This window comes from Pseudomonas sp. PS01298 (assembly GCF_029959745.1).
GTDB classification, from domain to species: domain Bacteria; phylum Pseudomonadota; class Gammaproteobacteria; order Pseudomonadales; family Pseudomonadaceae; genus Aquipseudomonas; species Aquipseudomonas aylmerensis.
This window is the reverse complement of the sequence record NZ_JASCPP010000011.1, coordinates 51,923-68,788: the sequence shown is the minus strand read 5'-3', so window position 1 is coordinate 68,788 and position 16,866 is coordinate 51,923. Positions and strand designations below refer to the sequence as shown.

General features: G+C 62.0%; 6 protein-coding genes. 3 read left to right on the top strand and 3 right to left on the bottom strand.

The features are described from left to right. Window positions 1-218: 218 nt before the first annotated feature. The 3 genes from QMX97_RS07230 to QMX97_RS07220 form a co-directional block, all read right to left on the bottom strand. On the bottom strand, window positions 219-1,292 hold the full coding sequence (locus QMX97_RS07230; protein WP_282396608.1) for an FAD-binding oxidoreductase: 1,074 nt from the start codon (window positions 1,290-1,292) through the stop codon (window positions 219-221). Between the two features lie 210 nt (window positions 1,293-1,502). Next, window positions 1,503-6,647 carry a YadA-like family protein gene (locus QMX97_RS07225; protein WP_282396607.1) on the bottom strand — a complete coding sequence of 1,715 codons (5,145 nt, stop codon included), beginning with the start codon at window positions 6,645-6,647 and terminating at the stop codon, window positions 1,503-1,505. A 211-nt stretch (window positions 6,648-6,858) separates the two neighbouring features. Continuing rightward, on the bottom strand, window positions 6,859-11,844 hold the full coding sequence (locus tag QMX97_RS07220; RefSeq protein ID WP_282396606.1) for a YadA-like family protein: 4,986 nt from the start codon (window positions 11,842-11,844) through the stop codon (window positions 6,859-6,861). Window positions 11,845-12,312: 468 nt separating this feature from the next. On the opposite strand from QMX97_RS07220, the gene QMX97_RS07215 reads away from it, so the two are divergent. From QMX97_RS07215 to QMX97_RS07205, 3 genes are all read left to right on the top strand, one after another. Next, the gene (locus tag QMX97_RS07215; protein ID WP_282396605.1) at window positions 12,313-13,617 is read left to right on the top strand and encodes an EAL domain-containing protein; all 1,305 of its coding nucleotides are present in this window, start codon (window positions 12,313-12,315) and stop codon (window positions 13,615-13,617) included. A 160-nt stretch (window positions 13,618-13,777) separates the two neighbouring features. Continuing rightward, window positions 13,778-14,437, top strand: a complete 660-nt coding sequence (locus QMX97_RS07210; RefSeq protein ID WP_065904342.1) for a response regulator transcription factor — start codon at window positions 13,778-13,780, stop codon at window positions 14,435-14,437. 2 nt (window positions 14,438-14,439) lie between these two features. Beyond that, complete coding sequence (locus tag QMX97_RS07205; RefSeq protein ID WP_282396604.1) at window positions 14,440-16,857, top strand: ATP-binding protein; 2,418 nt, start codon at window positions 14,440-14,442, stop codon at window positions 16,855-16,857. The last annotated feature ends 9 nt before the right edge of the window (window positions 16,858-16,866 follow it).

Below are 16,866 nucleotides of genomic sequence, written 5' to 3'. Positions count from 1 at the left end.
CACCTGCCAGCTTCAGAAATCAGCTGACTGCACCGCAATATTCAATGTCGTATCTTCGGTACCCTTCTGCTGCAAACTTTGGCGAAGAGCCATTAGATTCAACAACTCCAGCGAGGTGGGCCGGTACACGTTGCTGCGCATTCAAGCGCAGAACAGGCCTGATCTTGTAGATGATCAATGACTGCTTTTGGCCGATTGCTGTCTCACAAAAGGATCTCCTACGCTTGGAAGAATCGATCGGGGCGGCATGGGCAAAGGGCACTGGACGCCTTGTCATCGATGATTTCCTCGCTGACAAGGCGTCCCACTACCGCCGCCAAAGTAATTCCAGGGTGCATTGCACACACATAGACGCCGCCCACTTTTGGTAGATAACCGATCACGGGGATGCCATCGACAGGCATGGGCCTGAGTCCGACACAAGCCCATTCCGGTTCTATGGAAACAACACCATGGAGCTGGTTCTGGATTGCCTTGGCAGTTCGAAGCGCTATCGCTGCCGGCTGATTGTCCATGGTGTCGTCCAGGTAATCTTCTGCCGCCAGCAACGCACCATCTGAACTTTGCCGCACTTCCATTTCAGGGCTGGAGATTAGGGTGCGCACGAGGTTGGGTTGTGACTTGTAACGGATGAAAATGGCAGGCGAGGCCTCTATTGGCAGGGACACCTCGAGCATCTCTGTCAGCTTCGTGATGCCTGTCCCGGCTGCCAATACGACGATGTCGGCATCGATGATGCCTTTTGTTGTTTCGACTCCGGTCACCTTTCCATTCTGGGTTACAAACCCAAGCACTCGCGTCTGAGTGAGAACATTCGCCCCATATGCCTCGGCACCTGCGATTAACGCATGTGTAACTGTCACTGCCTCCAGCGCCCCCTCTTCAATCGCATATAAAGCCGACTGAGGAGGGGTCTTGAGATTTGGTTCAAGGTCGAGAATCTGGGATCGAGACACCAATTTTGCCGAAGCATCGTTACCGGGGATCGGCAGCGCTCCACTCGGCGTCATGCTGTAAGACAAGGCACCTGTCCATCTTATCTTCAGGCCAGGCAGCTGCGTTTCGAGTCGGCGATACTCCTTGATTGCAGAACCGCGCAGTTGCGCGATTGGGTCAGGGTCGGGGTGCGAGGTATTAATCCAAGCGAATGAACTGCCAGTCACTCCCGAAGCTATACCTTCAGCCTCGACCACGGTGACATTCGCGCCTTTACCTGCCAAGTGATACGCCAATGACGCGCCCACGATGCCTGCACCAATGACAACGACTCGTTTGCCCTGACCATCTCCCATATCAACCTCCGTTCTGTCGATGTGCCTATGGTACGACAGCTGAATGATTTCATGACATGAGAGCCTGATCGTTCAGAGCGCTTTTTGAGTGTCTGCTTCTGGCCGATTGCTGCCTTTCGCGAAGGGCCGCTCAGGGTCGATAGCACCCGTCGTGACGGGTAGCTACTACGGGCCGGAAGCTACCGCTGTGCCCTATCGGCAGCTAGTGCACTACCAATGATAACCAAGCCCCAACGTAAGTCCGAAATCTCCCTGCGCGGTGCCCGCACCTGTCGCACGATAGGTCCACTTCCCACCCCTGGAGCGCGCCGTCAATCCGATGGCCAAAGCGGGTTCACCCTCGTACACAGCCGTTGCCATTGCCACCATCGACTTGCCCGGCGAGGACGCGACCGGTAACCCGGCGGTGGCCATCACCGCCGCAATACCGGCGTACACGTCCTGCCGCAGGCTGCTGACGCTACGGTCGGTATAGGCGTTTGCCTCAGTTAGCGACCGATTGGTAGCTTGGTTCGAAAGCCGCGTTGCCTGGCGGAAATTGACAGCGTCCGTGCCTTGCGCAGCCTCGGCTGCATGACTGATCTGACGCTCGGCGCCATACGCACCGACTGCCACGCTACTAGCACGTGTGGCTTGGGAACCCGCCCCCAGCGCCACGCTATTTGTCGCGTTGGCGCCTGATTGCGAACCCAGCGCAGTACTGTGTTTCACCTGAGCAGTGGCGCCAGCACCGGTGGCGACACTGCGCTCGCCTTCGGCTTGAGTCTGTGCCCCGAGCGCAACCGATTGGCTATCCGGACGCGTGGATACATTGTCGCCGGCTTCGCTCGCATCCACGGCAATGCCGGAAGACTGCTGGCCCAATTGCTTGGTCTGCTGATTCACTGCCTCCAGTTGGCGCCCGTTGACGGCATCAAGGCTGGTGGAACTGACCTCGCCGTCCTCAACGCCACCAACCATGCGCGAGCCTTGGCTGCCACTGATGTCGACGTGGGTCCCATCAGCAATGCCGGCCAACTGTATGTCACGACTGACCGGATCCTGGCGGGCATGCCCCACCTCACCGCTGTCCATTTGCTTGCGCAGTGTTTCAGCTTGCGCACTGACGGCATTCGATTGGTTGTCGGTAGCCACCATACGGTCATCGAGTAGACCGAATGCCTGCCCAATGGAGTCGACCTTGATCGACTGAGCCTCGGCACCGTTCTCGCCAGACTGCGTCACTGCGTAGGTGGAAGGACTCGTCGAACCGTCGGCGTTCACATTCGCGGCGCCGCCCATGGCAGTAGCCAGGAACTCGTCATGTACTTTAGCGGCGCTCTGGATGTGCCCGAGAACCGTTTCGCCTTGGGCGATACCTTGCAGCCTGGCGGCTGACTGGTCCGCGACCTGGCCGGCAAGAGTCGCACTGGCGTGTGCTGCGACGGCGCCATCATGGGCAGTTGCAGCGGCGGATTGTGCGGCCTCGGCACTGCCCTTGGCCGCCTCCGCGCGGCTCTGTGCAATGGCAGCGACGCCAGTCGCACCGACGGCCACGCTTTGCGCCTGGTCAGCCATGGTTTTCCCAGCCTGGGCAACACTCTGGGCTGCCACCGCCGTACGATCAACGTCATCCAACTGGCCCTTGTTCACCGCATCAGCCTGTGCGCTACCGGAAGCCAACCGGGCGATGCGAGCCGGCTCGCTGGCTGAACTGCGGCCTGCGTTGTAGACCCCGTCAATACCACTCCACTGCAAGGTGTCATCGCGCAGGCCCTGGATGTTATCCACCAACGCGTCCAGCTCAGTGGCCTGGGTACGCACGGCATCGTTGAGCGTGGAGAGATTGCCCGCCACCGCGTGCAGCGCCTCACCTGCATTGTCGTGGCTGGTTGCAGGCTGAGCACTGCCAGCGGCTGCGATCATGGGGATGTTATAGCCAGGTGCCGTGGGCTGGCCTTCAGCGTCCACGGTAGCGCCACCTCCAAGCAGCCGAGTGATGGTCTCGCGACTCAGGCCCGCAGCTGCTTTTACCGCCGAGTCCAGGCGCTCTACCACCGTTTGCCCGCCGTCCAGGCCGCCGAGCTGAACCGCAGCCACATCAGCGGTGGACCGAGCGGCGTTGGCAGTAGCCTGGGCATTATCGGCCGTGCGCTGAGCGACCGAAGCGACGCCCAACGCCGTGTCGGCTGTCGTTTGTGCAGCAGCGGCACGATGACTTGCATGCGTCGCGACGCCTTGCGCCTGGTCGGCGTCTGACTGAGCTACGACGGCGACACTCATCGCATCGATGCTGGCGCTGTTCGCTTGCTGTGCTGTGGTGTGGGCCGTGTCGGCCATACGCTGTGCCGTGTTTGCCGCATCCAGAGACGCGTTGGCGCGGCTCTGGGCAGCCAGGGCCTTCTGATTGACCTGCGAGGCGCTCAGCAACGCATGGTCGGCGGCGCTCTGCGCGGTCTGCGCAGCCGTTTGAGCGGTGGATGCCGCACCCAACGCAGCTTCAGCGTTGGCTTGAGTCTCCAGCGCGGCATGCTGTGTGCCGGACGCCGCGGCGGAAGCGGTGTCGGCACTGCTTTGGGCCGCCTGGGCAGAAGCCTGCGCGACGGTGGCGACGCCTAGCGCCCGGCTGGCGGTAGTGTCGGCAGCGCTGGCTGCTTCTTGTGCTGTCGACGCGACGCCCAATGCGGTATCGGCGCTGTTGCGTGCGGCCATGGCAGTGATATTCGCACTGGCAGCCGAGCCCTGCGCAGCGCCTGCAGTGTTTTGCGCGGCATCCGCAGACCGCTGCGCCTGCAAGGCTGAAGACAACGCGAGGTCGGCAGTGCCTTGTGCCCCGTCGGTGGTGGCCTTTGCGTTTTCCAGCGCGCCCAACGCGCTGTCTGCACCACGCTGTGCGACATCGGCCAGGTCTTGAGCAGAAACGGCGGTGTCGTGAGCGTTTTTTGCGGTCCCTTGGGCATTCTGCGCATCGGTTTGCGCCGTGACGGCCGCTACACCTGCCGTGTCAGCTGTCTGCCGGGCGGTGGCTGCCGTTGTCTGGGCGGCGATCGCCGCGTTCAGTGCGGCGTTGGCTGAAACCTGCGCCGAGTCGACCGCGCCGAGTACGCCAGCAGCCGTGTCCTGGGCTCTGTCAGCCATGTCCTTAGCAACCTCACCGGCACCCTGGGCGGTCGACGCGACCCCCGCGGCCCGATCGGCGATTTCACGAGCGGCAGCCGCTGCATCCTGTACCGCGTTCGCGGCGCTCAGTGTCTGGTCGGCAGTGGCTTGCGCGGTTTCAGCGGCCACGTCGGCCTCCCTGCCCACGAGCAAGGCCGCATCCGCAGCGCGCTGTGCACCATCGGCCCTCTCCTGTGCACTTGAAGCCGCAGTGGCAGCCTGGTCCGTCCGGTCTTGTGCATCCGCTGCAGCGGCCTGCGCCGAAGTGACCGCATCCGAGACGGCATCAGCCGAGCGCAGGGCAGCTGTCGCGGCAGCTGCAGCCTTGTCCACGACATCTCCCACTTCCTTGACACGGGTTTGCGCCGCGCTGGCCAGAGCCTGCGCCGTCGTAGCGCTGGCGTGTGCCTGCGTGGCGGCGCCTTGGGCGGTCTGGGCCGAATGCTGAGCGCTTGCGGCAGCAACGTCGGCACGCTCAGCTACCGCCTGCGCGTTGGCGGCGGTCGTACCGGCCTTGCTGGCGGCGCTTGCCGCCGCACCGGCGCTGACCTGGGCCAGATTGGCGGCGGCGAGTGCGCCAGTTGCCTCCTGGGATGCATTGTTGGCCCGCGCCAACGATGAGTCGGCGGCATCCTTTACCGCCAACGACACCTGACGAGCCTTGTCCACGGCAGCATAGGCGGTGTCAGCCGCTTGTTGCGCGCGCATCGCGCTGCTTTCAACAGCGTCCAACTGACCTTTGTTGACGGCGTCGGTTGCCGCTACGCCGGCAGCCATATTGATAATCGAGGTGGGCACGCCGGCGTCCCTGTCGGCGTCATACGCACCGGTCTGTGGGTTCCAGTAGAACCTCTTGGTCGCCCTCAACACTTGGGCTTTTTCCGAGATATCCATGACGGAATCGAACACTTCCCCCATGCGCCCATCAGTGACTTTGTGCGCCTTATCCAAGGCCGCCAGCGACCCCAGCAGCGTGGTGGGTGGCGGTGTTCCCTGGGCGAGGCTGGTCAGCGCAAGCGGTGCCGACACTATCCGGTTGCCCTGGGCCAACGGGCCGCCCCCCAAGGCCTGAGCCACCGACTCAGCGGCCGTGGTCTCACGTGTGCCGAGACGGCGGATCGCCTCATATCCCGAGAACAACTGGGTACCATTAATGGCATCTGTACTCGTGGCGTTCACCGCCCCTGGAGCTACAAAAATCCATTGGCGCAATCGCGCCGCACTGCCGCCGCTGACCGTGGCGACCGCGCTGTTGCGATCGAAGGAGTAGACGCGTCCATTGAGGGTCACGGCCGCAACTTCGCGCAGATCGTCAGTGGCCGAGAAGCTGCCGAGCGCGACACTCGCCCTCTGGGGGGCCTGGGCGCTGTAACCAAGTGCCAGGCTTTCCAAGTTGGATGCGCTCGCGCTCCTGCCGATCGCTACCGAGTTGTCCCCTCGTGATACTGCGAATCGCCCGCCGGCGAACGAACTCGCACCGCCCGCCTGCGCGCTCGCGCCGAGTGTAGTGGCATACTCACCTGAAGCAGTGGATGCCGAACCGAATGCAGTACTGAACGTATTGGAGGCCGTAGCGGTATTGCCGAACGACAGCGCATAGGGGTTCCGGGCCCTGGCGGTAAGACCTAAGGCCATGGTCCAGGCGGCCGTACTCTGGGCACCGCGGCCGAAGGCAAAGCCGTTATCAGTGACAACCGGGGCGCCAACTTCGATGCCGGAATGGCCAATCGCGATGCTGCCGTTGACACCTCCCAACATCAGCCGCCCACTGTTGATATACAGCTCCCCGCCCAAGGAAAGCGAGGTTGCACCAACACCCGGCGTTTCTGACGGCCGATAGAACATCACGCTCTCGGTTTGACCACCCTTGGCGTTCGAGTCGCACTGCCCCGACTGACCATCCTTGAAATTCAAGTTTTCGTTCAAATAGGCTCTGTCGGCCCCGGTGCCTGCAATATAAATATTCTGGGGGTCATTGAGACTGACGCATTCGCCGCTGTCATTCGCATTGATGTGTACACCGTTGCCTGCACGGGCATCAGACACGCCCAGCAGCGCCGAAACCCCGGTAAGGGTCAGCAGGCCGAGAGTCGGCCAACCGCGTGATGTGACCGCAAACTCGGGGCAGTAGAAGCCGCGAATGAGGGAGCGAAGTGAGTTGAGAGGAACAGCATGCGGACAAGCGACCTGCGAATCGAAACGCAATGTGACTTTCACGATGACTTACCTGAGACATTGACGGATGCGTCGAACCGAAACAAGGCACCACGGCAATCCGATGGCTGAGACGGGTTCCACGAGTGGTAGCCGCTACGACAGCGGGCAATGATTACTGAGGGTTATTGTGGACAGTGAGGCTGGTGGAGAACATCGGACTGCTCCTAAATCGGCAGGGAGGGTCAGACCCTCGACCTGCCGATATCAGGACCTACCATTCGTAACCCACGCCAACCGCCAGCCCGACACTTCCTTGGGCACTGCCCGAACCATTGGCCTTGTACGCCCAACGACCATCCTCGGTGCGCCCCGAGAGGCCGACGGCCAAGGCTGATTGCCCCTCGTATACCGACGTTCCCATGGCCACCATGCTCCTGCCCGGTGTCGACGCCACAGGTAAGGCTGCCATGGCCATCGCTGACGCGATGCCGGCGTAGGCATCCTGACGCACTGCACTGATCTGGCTGTCGGTATAGGCATTGGCCTGTCGTAGGGTACGGTCAGCGGCCTGGTTGGAGATCTGCGTGGCCTGGCCGAGATTGACGACATCGGTCGCCTCGCTGGCGGCTGCTACGTTGGTGATTTGCCGCTCCGCACCCGGCGCACCCACTGAGACGGTATTCGCCCGCTGGGCCTGGGAGCCGGCGCCAAGCGCGACGCTGCTCGGCGCATCGGCCTTGGCACCAGCCCCCAGTGCAGTGCTGCGAGGCGCTTGGGCCACAGCACCTGCCCCCACCGCAACGCTGCGCTCACTGCCGGCCTGGGCGTTGGCCCCGATAGCCACGGCCTTGCTACCCGGCGACACCGTTGCCTTTTCATTGCCTTGGGTGTCAACGGCGATGCCGGAGGCTCGTTGCGTCAACTGCTTGACCTGCCGGTCGACGGCGTCGAGTTGTCGGCCATTGACGACATCGGTGCTGTCGACGCTCAAGGCACCCTCCTTCACACCCGTCAGAACGCGAGGTCCCTGCGTACCCGTGAGATCGACACGAACGCCGTCAGTGTCGCGCGCCACCTGGATTTCCCGGTTGAGGGAGTCCTGGCGAACCAGGCCGACCTGACCGTTGTTCACCTGCTCGCGCAAGCTGCCCATGTTCGCTGTGGCCTTGTCGGCCTTGGCGTTGACTGCATTCAGCGACGCGTCGAGTGTTTCGATCGCCTGCCCGACGTTGCCGGCCTGGACCTGACCAACCGGGCCACCCTCAGAGTCGATCCGGGTCACAGCGTAGGCCGGTGGTTTCATGGAACCATCCGCGTTGACAGCAGCGCCACCGCCCAGCGCATCAGCCAATGCCTGTCGGCCTGCGTGGTTCGCTGACTGTATGCGATCAAGCACGGTTTCACCCTCCTCCAGCCCCTGCAATTGCGCTGCTGCGCGCTCCGCCACCTGGCCAACCTGAATGGCGAGTGTGTGAGCAGCGTTTGCGGCCTCACGCACGTCGGCAGCAGTGCCGCCAGCGGTATCGGCAGCATGTTGCGCGGCATCAGCGGCGGTCTGGGCGAAGGCAGCAGCAACCATCGCGCCATCCGCCGTCCCCTGGGCCCGAACCGCTGCCTCCTGGGCCACGTCAGCGGCGCTGCCGGCCTGCGATGCGGTGGTCGCGACGGTATCGAGTTGCCCCTTGTTGACAGCATCGCTTGATGCAACACCGGCCGCCAGGTTACCGATGCGTGCCGGCTCACTGCGGTCCGCGCCACGCCCCGCGGTATAAGCGCCGCTGGCCTCGTCCCACACAACGCTATCGTCACGCAGGGCCCGGACGTCCTCACCCAAGGCGCCGAGTGCCGCGCCCTGGCGGTTCACGGCGGCGTTGACTGTGCCGGCATTGTGGTCCAAAGCCGTTAGGGCAGCGCCCACGTTGTCATGGAGTCGAGGAGCGGGCTGGATGCTGCCATCGGCATTGATCTGACTGATGGCATAGGCTGGCGCCGTCGGCTGGCCATCGCTACCCACGGTGGAACCTCCTCCCAGAGCCTTGGCAACGAACTCACTGGCTACACCTGCGGCGCTTCGGATAGCCGCGTCAATGCGCTGGACGACCGTCTGGCCGTCGTCCAGGCCCTTGAGCTGGCCGGTGGTGATATCGGCGGTGGCCTTGGCCGCATCAGCGGTGTGTTGGGCGGCGACCGCCCCGTTCTGGGCATTGCTTGCGGCGTCCAAAGCGTTGTCGGCGCTGGCCTGTGACGTTGTCGCGGCCTGCAGAGCATCGTTTGCCGAGCGACCGGCGGCGTCCGCCGTGCTCTGGGCCTTGTCCGCCACATTGCGTGCAGACGTGGCCGAAGCCAGGGCGGTATCGGCGGAGTTCTGCGCGGTTTCAGCGGTTTTCTGCGCGCCGGAAGCCGAGCTCAATGCCGTGTCAGCCGTGCCTTGGGCAGCATCTACGGCGTGCTGTGCCCGGGCCGCCGAAGCCAATGCGCCGTCAGCGGTGCCCTGGGCGTTACCGGCCGCGCTTTGCGCGCTGGCTGCAGCGATCAGCGCTGCATCGGCCGTGCCTTGGGCCTTCTCGACCGCCTGATGCGCCGTGGAGGCCGTGCTCAGTGCCTGGTCTGCGGTGGATTTGGCGGCGTCGGCCGTGCGCTGTGCCGTGGAGGCAGCACCAAGGGCGGTGTCCGCCGTGCCTTGCGCGGCATTTGCGGCCTGTTGTGCACCAGCCGCCGAACTGACGGCGGCATCCGCGCGATCCTGAGCCGATTGAGCGGCAGTCTGCGCCCCTGTCGCCGTTGCCAATGCCGAATCCGCCGCGCTTTGGGCCGCGTTGGCGGATTGCCCGGCACCCTCGGAGGCGCTGAGCGCCTGATTGGCTGTAAGCTGCGCGGCATCGGCGCTTTTCTGCACCACGGCGGCCTTGTCCAGCGCCGTCTTAGCGGTGCCTTGGGCCACGTCGGCAGCCTTGTGAGAGCTGGCGGCTGCAGCCAAGGCGGCATCGGCGGAGCCCTGGGCGGCCGTAGCGGTTTCGCCGGCTCGAACAGCCGTGCCCAACGCCGTATCGGCAGAGCCCTGCGCAGCATTCGCGGCTTGTTGGGCGCTGGAGGCCGTGGTCAGCGCGGTATCGGCAGTGCCTTGGGCCGTCGCGGCGCTTTTTTGCGCTTCAGACGCCGAACTCAGTGCTGTGGTGGCTGCCCCTTGTGCGGCTTCGGCCGTCTTCTGGGCAGTGACTGCCGAGCCCAGGGCCGTGTTGGCGACACCCTGTGCGGTTTCGGCCGTCTGTTGTGCAGTCGCAACGGCCTCTTGCGCCTGTTCGGCGGTTCCTCGGGCAGAGTCTGCAGTTTTCTGGGCGTCAGCCGCGGAGTCCAGCGCTGTACTGGCCGTCCCTTGCGCCGCGCCTGCGCTCTTTTCGGCGCTGTCGGCCTTGGCCAAAGCGGCATCGGCAGCTGCTCGCACACCGTCTGCCGCCTTACGGGCATCATCGGCACCGGCCAACGCCGAGTTCGCCTTGCCCTCTGCTGCCTCTGCAGTTCGCTGCGCCGTCGTTGCGGAATTCGCCGCCACGTCCGCTGCCGCCTGCGCGGCCTCGGCCAGTTGCTGCGCACCGCTTGCCGAACCCAGTGCCGAGTTGGCAGTGCCTTGGGCAGCATCAGCTGTCGCCTGTGCGGTTGATGCGGCTCCCAGCGCGGCAGTAGCAGAGCCTTGCGCGGTGTCTGCGGTTTTCTGTGCTGCATCGGCCGAGCTGGCGGCATCCTTGGCGGTGCTCTGCGCATTATCTGCAGTTGCCCGTGCTCCCGCCGCCGTTTGCAGGGCCGCGTCGGCCCCCTGTTGCGCTGTATTTGCCTTTTTGCGGGCTGCGGCGGCGGTGGCCGGCGCCGCGCTGGCACCAGCCAGCGCGCTACCGGCAAGGCTGTTCGCATTGTTGGCGGTACTTTCCACGGCGTCCAACTGGCCCTTATTTACCGCGTCAGTTGCAGCCACACCTGCAGCCACATTGGCAATGCGGTTCTCAGGGCTGGCGCCTTCACTGGCCGTGTAGGCCTGCTGGTCCTCGCTCCAACGCAAGTATTTCTCGGCCATCGCCAAACGAACTTGCCCTGCCGTTACATTGGCCAGTTGATCGACATCATTCAAGGCTTCCTGCGTACCTTTATGGGCCTGATCCAGGGCCTTGATCGCCCCCACCACCGATGTGGGCTGTGCCACGCCAGTGCCCAGGCTGGTCAGGGAAAAGGCCGGCAGCACCACTTTGCCGTCCTTGACCGCAGTACCCTCACCGAGGGCATCCGCCACGGACTGAGTGGCCACCAACTCTCGATCCCCGAGCTTCTGGATCGCATCGTATGCAACGAATAACTGGGCGCCATTGACGCCATCGGTGCTGGTGTTGCTTACCGCCCCGGGGGCCATGTTGATCAGTTGGCGAGTCTGGCTGGCATTACCCAGGCTGACCACGCCCATGGCCGACGTACTATCGACACTGTAGGCAGTGCCATTGATCGTCACCGGCGCAACCGCCTTCAGGTTTTGCGTCGTTGAGCCACTGCCCAGTGCAACGCCGTAATTATGTTGCGCGCTGGCCTTGTTGCCCAAGGCAACCCCTTCATTACTGCTGGCCGTCACGCTGGCCTCGGAGCCCACCGCAACGCTGTGGGTGCCGTCCGCTTTGGCGTCGCGACTCGCGGCAAAAGCCCCGCCGCCACTGGCCGATGCACCGGCGCCCACAGCCGTGGCCCGCTCTCCCGCCGCCGTCGTATTTGCGCCGATAGCCGTGGCGTACTGATTCGAGGCCTGGGCGTTATAGCCGAATGCGTGGGCATAGTCAGCCAGGGACTTGGCCTGGAACCCCGCCGCCATGCCCCAGCGGCCGAGGCCTTGGGCCCCATGACCAATGGCAGCCCCGTCGGCGCGGGCTTGAGTACTCTCGTTACCAATCGCCATATTGCCGCCGGGCTGCCCGAGGATCACCCGACCGCTGTTGACGAACAGTTCGCCGCCCAGGGTCAGAGAGGTCGCCCCTACGCCAGAAACGCCCCCTGGACGGTAAAACAGTACCGAATCGGTCTGCGAACCCTTAGTCGCGGAATTACACTTGCCCGAGGCCTGATCCTTGAAGATCAGGTTTTGCGCCAGATACGTCGCGGCATTGCCATCGTTGTTCTGCGGATCATTCAAACTTACGCACTGGCCGTCCGCATTCGCGTTGATGTGCACACCATTCCCGGCATGGGCTGGTGCACTCAGCAATGCCGTTATGCCGGTCAGGGTCATGACCCCCCATATCGCCCAATCCAGTTGAGGGCGTGGTGACTGACAAGCACCAGGTGCATGGCAATAACGCATGCGAACCCAGTAGCGAATCGGATTTAACGGAGCTGATAGCAGGAACGCAAACGGCAAGACTGAACGCGACGTGACTTTCACAATAACTCACCCTGTAGCACACACATCGTCAGGTATGAGGCCTCACGAAGTGACATTGAAGCGCAGAAACAACAGCTGTCGGCGACAGCGTGCATGCACTCGTTCTGTAATGCCCGCACATGCTGCGAGCCGCCATGAATCGGGGTGAATTCTGTAGAGCGCTCGCAAATACCGATATCGGACTGCTCTTAAATTTCGGATCAGCGCAGACCGGAACCCGGACAGGGTTCAGCCACGATTTAGTCCCAGTCTTATATTTCTCTCACACCGCCTTTGCTCAAATGTGGCCTCACTACAACCACCGAGCATCAACAGATGGCAGCCCAAGTCATCGTTCCCTCCGAGCGCGCCCTGCAAAGCCTGGTCATCCTGGCCAGTGACGAGCAGTACGCCCATCGCGTAGCCACGCAGCTCAACGGGAGCCCCCTTTTTCATATCGAACACATCGATTCGTTGAGCGAGTTGATGACACGCTTGCGCAAGCAGCCTGTCGACATCATCGTCGCGCAGGTTCACGCCGACCATGTCGACAGCTTGATGCTGCCGTGCTGTGTCAGCGACCTGAATGCTTCCGGGCTGCTTTGCAGCATTCCGCATATCGTCTGGACCGCCCAGCAACAATCCGAGCTTGCGCTCACCCCCGGTTTACTGACCGCTGGTGTTGAGCAGGGCTGGACCCACACCCTTAATGGCGTCTCGAAGGCAGCCCTGGCTTCCCATGCACGCCTGGCCAGGGCTTCAGGTATTCGGGTAGAGATTGCTGTGGAGCAACAACCCGAGCAATTCCTGGCGGTAATCAGTCAACTGGCACATACCGCTCATCCGTCGCCGCGCAGTCCACACGAGGAAAAACTGGAGCAACTGCTGAATGACGATGAGGTGGTAGCAGCCCTCGCTACCGGCGAAGGATTAAGGGTGGTCTACCAGCCCCAATACGACCTGGCGACACGAACGATCGTCGGCGCGGAAGCCCTGATCCGCTGGCACCACCCACGTCATGGGGATGTGCCACCCTCGGTCCTGATCCCGATGATCAATCAGCTCGGGCTGGATCTATTGTTGTTCAGCTTTATCGAGAAGACCGTGATCGACACCCTGGGTAAGTTGAGCCGTGCAGGCATTGAAATCCCCATCGCCATTAACGCTTCAGCGCGAACGCTCTGCGCCTATGGCCTGGCCACACGGCTTGCGCAAAAGATGCATCGGGCGGGGTTGCCCTGTAAACGTCTCAAAATCGAGCTGACCGAAGACCTGGCGCCCGATAGCGAGCTGGCCCTCTCAGCCTCGATCACTGCTTTGCGCGCCAAAGGCTTTCCGGTGTCCCTGGACGACTTCGGTGCCGGCGCCGCGACGCTGTCCCTGCTGTCACGAATGCCATTCGATGAGATGAAGATTGACGGTGCCTTGGTGCGTGCGGTGGGCCAGTTCGCGCAATCGTCGGAAATCATCTCGGGTATCGTCGGTCTGGCCCAGTTATTCAATATCAACCTGATCACCGAGGGTATTGAAGATACCGAGACTATCGAGTTGCTGAGCAAGCTGGGCTGCAACACCGGGCAGGGCTTCGCCCTGGCCCGGCCCATGGAGAGCGATGTCTTCCTGAGCATGATCACCGCATAGGAATGCGTTCGCGTCCATTGAACCTGTAAACGTCACCGCGCGCGTGCCGGACACTATCACGGTACGGTTCAACGATATTTATACCTTTGCTGGAGACGAGTTGATAGATGGTCTTTAATCGATTAGTTACCCGGCTACTTTCGAGTGTCCATTGGCAACCATGAAAACCATACGCATAGCGATCCTTGATGATCATGCAGTGGTACGCCACGGCCTTGTCAGCCACCTCGTCGAAGAGTCATCCATCGAGATTGTTGGCGTATATGAAACCAGCCGTGAATTGATACGCGGCATGGCGACAATACCTGCCAACGTCTTGCTGCTGGACTTTGCTCTGGGACGGGATGAACTGGACGGCGTCTCCCTGATTCGCGCCTTGCGAAGCCGCTTCCCTGACTGTCGTATCCTGGTGCTGTCGAGCCATCACGAGTCGGCCACCGTGTCGCTTGCCTTGCGTGTCGGCGCGCGAGGCTTTGTAGGTAAAGATGAAGGGCTGGGAAGCCTGGTGAAGGCGATTCGTACCGTTGCCTCGGGCGCCATCTATCTGAGTGCCGACATGTCTTACCAAGTGGCAGACGCAGCCAGGTCCGGTGAATCAGAGCAAACGCCGATCAGTGACAACGCTTTGCAGCGAGCGGCATTGTCGGCTCGGGAGCAGGAAGTGATCCGCTGCTATCTGGAAGGCATGACGGTGACGGAGATCGCCGAGAAGTTCAATCGCAGCATCAAGACCATCAGTACGCAGAAGGCCATGGCTTTTCGCAAGCTTGGGGTCACCTCTAATAACGGCTTGTTCAAGATCATGAAAACCCTGGACTAGCCATGATGATCAGGAGCCGCGTTCGTTGGATCGCCAGCCTGTGCCTGCTGCTGGCAGCAATATCGGCAAGCGCCGGCGTGCTGCCTCCCAGGCCGGATCTAAGCGATGAAGAGCGCGCCTGGATCCTACGCCACCCGGTATTGCGAGTTGCCGTCGTCGGCAACCTTTCGCCAATCGAATACGTGGAGAACGACCGACTCAAGGGGTTGTCGGCTGAATACCTGCAGCTGATTTCCCAAAAGACCGGCATGAAGATCGACTATGTTTCCGCCCACTCAATCCAGGAGCGCATAGAGCTGTTGATAACCGGTCAGGCTAACCTTATCTCCACCATCAGGCTTAATGGACCAGGTGGTAAAGACCCCCGGCTGCTGCTGACTTCAGCCTATTTAAATACCACCACGATTATCGTCACCCGCATCGGAAGCCGGCCTCTTTTCGAGGCCGAACAGCTGGACGGGCTGACCGTGACTCTGCCGTTCTTCGATCGCTACAGTGATTTCCTCGCGACGAAGGCACCTGGGGCGAAATTGATCATCGGCGGCAGCGCCCTGACCATGCTGCAGCAAGTTGCAGAAGGGACTGCTGATGCTGCGGTTGCCACCGAAGCCTATCTGCTGCCATATCTGTATCGACAGTTCCAGGGCCAGTTGCAGATATCCGGAGTGATCACCGGTATGGCCTCGCAAATTGGCATGAGCACTCTAAAAGATGAGCCTTTACTGCACTCAATCATTCAGAAGACGCTCGACTCGGTCACCCCTGACGAAGTTCGCGCTTTGCACGCCAATTGGCTGCTCGAACATGCCACGCAGGACCTGCCGCTGAAGGAAGTTATGTCCCACTACCCTCATGAGATCGCGTTAGTTGTCCTGGTGGTATTGCTATTGCTCATCACAATTTACCAAACCCAGCGGATGCGTCAGCGCGCCGAGCGAAATGAGCGGGAAAAGGCGATGTTCCTGGCAGTCATGAGCCATGAAATACGCTCGCCTATGAACGCGGTGGTGGCTGCCGTCGAACTGTTGTGCAACACGCCGTTGGACAAGCAACAACAGCACTTTGCCGACCTGGCCAACCATGGCGCACAGTCGTTACTGAGGTTGCTCAATGACGTACTGGATATTTCCAAGCTTGATGCGGGGCAAGTCAAGCTTGAATATGAGCCGATGAACATCGGCACCTTGGTGCATAACGTCGTTGACCTGCATCGCTTGCGGGCCCGGGAGAAGCATTTATCGATCAGCGTCAATGGCGAATCCCACCTGCCACTCTTGATGCTCGACAGTACCCGCCTTGGCCAGGTGCTGCACAATCTGCTGTCCAATGCCATCAAGTTCACCGAAATCGGCGGCGTGGAAGTTGCTTATGCGATCAGTGACCTGCCTTCGTCGCGCGACAAGCAGCTGCGATTGACCGTCACCGATACCGGTATCGGCCTGAGCCCGGAAAGCCAGGCGCGCCTGTTCCAGCCTTACAGCCAGGCAGCACAATCCTATAAGCGCTCAGGTGGCACCGGCCTGGGGCTGGTCATCTGTCGCGACCTGCTCAAACTTATGGGTGGTACCCTCACACTGGACAGTTCGCAAGGAAAGGGAACGCGCTTTGAACTGTCGATGACCGCAGAGTTGGCGCCGCCCGGCGCGACGGAGGCTGAAACCGTGCTCCCCGCCACGATCCGGTCAGAGGCATCCGCACCAAAGGCCTTGCGCATTCTGGTCGTGGAGGACACCGTCGCCAACCAGGCGGTATTGCAGGCACAGATCGAGGGCTTCGGCTGCACGCCGGTGATCGCCAGGGACGGCGCCCAGGCCGTGGATTGCTTCGAACAAGGCACCTATGACCTGATCTTGATGGACTGTGACCTGCCGGACCAGGACGGCTACTCGCTGACGCGCCTGTTCCGCATGATCGAACAGGATGCCGCGCAAACGCGCTGCCCCATCATTGCGATCTCCGCCTCTACGGGCAACCAGCATGTCGCCCGGTGCTTTGATGCCGGCATGGATGGCATCCTCAGCAAGCCGATCAGCCTTGGCAAGTTGCAGGATGCAATCGAGTTATGGTGCGGCGTGACCCTGACGTTACTGCCACACCCCTTCGCCCAACGGCAACCTGTGGGCCACCAGCAGATCCTTGAAGCATTGGAACGGGATCTACTGGCGCTGCTTGAAGGGATGGTTCTGCGCAATCTGGAACCGGCCCTCCACGCAGCCCACCGTCTTCACGGCGCAGCACTCAGTGTCGAATGGCCAGATGTGGCCCGCCAAGCGGGACAGCTGGAGGCCCTTCTCAGGACTGCCACGCCGTGGAGCGACCCAACCTACGCCACGACCTTACAGGAACTGCTTCTTGCGTTTCGCTCCACCAGCTTCAGTCACCCCGTTTTCGACCCGCCCGCCCCCCCTCCAGCAGATTGAGATTCTGGT

Excerpts from the sequence above, each read along its gene's own strand:
- QMX97_RS07220 (WP_282396606.1), bottom strand. The coding sequence starts at position 11,844 with ATGACCCTGACCGGCATAACGGCATTGCTGAGTGCACCAGCCCATGCC.
- QMX97_RS07205 (WP_282396604.1), top strand. The coding sequence starts at position 14,440 with ATGATGATCAGGAGCCGCGTTCGTTGGATCGCCAGCCTGTGCCTGCTG.
- QMX97_RS07210 (WP_065904342.1), top strand. The coding sequence starts at position 13,778 with ATGAAAACCATACGCATAGCGATCCTTGATGATCATGCAGTGGTACGC.
- QMX97_RS07230 (WP_282396608.1), bottom strand. The coding sequence starts at position 1,292 with ATGGGAGATGGTCAGGGCAAACGAGTCGTTGTCATTGGTGCAGGCATC.
- QMX97_RS07215 (WP_282396605.1), top strand. The coding sequence starts at position 12,313 with ATGGCAGCCCAAGTCATCGTTCCCTCCGAGCGCGCCCTGCAAAGCCTG.